Annotated in this window: 1 protein-coding gene; it reads right to left on the reverse strand. The window is 56.9% G+C overall.

The genetic code is table 11. From position 1 onward, the window contains the following. On the reverse strand, nucleotides 1–707 hold a 707-nt coding region (locus tag DVK07_RS20260; protein ID WP_147441281.1), incomplete at both ends, for a Fic family protein.

Raw genomic sequence — 707 nt, forward strand, 5'->3', positions numbered from 1 at the left:
GACCGCCGTGCGTTGAAATAGGAACTCAGGTAGAGATACGGCTCGGGCAAGAGACCGTCACGTTGTAGCAGGAGACTGATCAATAGCCGCCCGAGTCGTCCGTTCCCATCGAGAAACGGGTGATTCGTCTCGAACTGGTAGTGGGTCAGCCCGATTCGGAGAAGTGGATGCAGATTTGTCTCTTGGTTCGCATACTCGAGCAAGTCTTCGAGAAGGTCTGGGATCTCGTTCGGTGGCGGCGGCACGTACCTGGCGTCTTGGATGTATGGCGTACTGCCGATGAAGTTCTGAGTCGTCCGGAGTTCCCCTGGGTCAGCCTCATCCCCACGGACACCCGAAAGCAACCGGTCGTGCATCTCGCATAGCAATTCGACGGTGATTGGATCGCCAGCTGTGATCGCATCCAATCCGTGTGTCAGCGCGTACAGATAGTTCACGACTTCTTGGGTACCCTGCTGTCTGTCTTCGTCGATGAGAGCCTCCTGTCCAGCCTCATAGGCGTAGATGTCTGAGAGGGTCGCATGTGTGCCTTCGATTTGCGAGGATTCCAGCGCTTCTTTTCGGATGAACGGCTCAATTAGGATCTCTCTTGAGCCGACACGTGGGCCGATACCGTGGAGTCGACCAAGTGCCTGTGTCGCCTCCGCCAGCGGTGTAATGAGTTGCTCAGTGCTAACTGAAGGGGGGAGCGGGTCAGGGCGGAATGC

Source organism: Halorubrum sp. Atlit-26R (assembly GCF_003666015.1).
Classification (GTDB): Archaea; Halobacteriota; Halobacteria; order Halobacteriales; family Haloferacaceae; genus Halorubrum.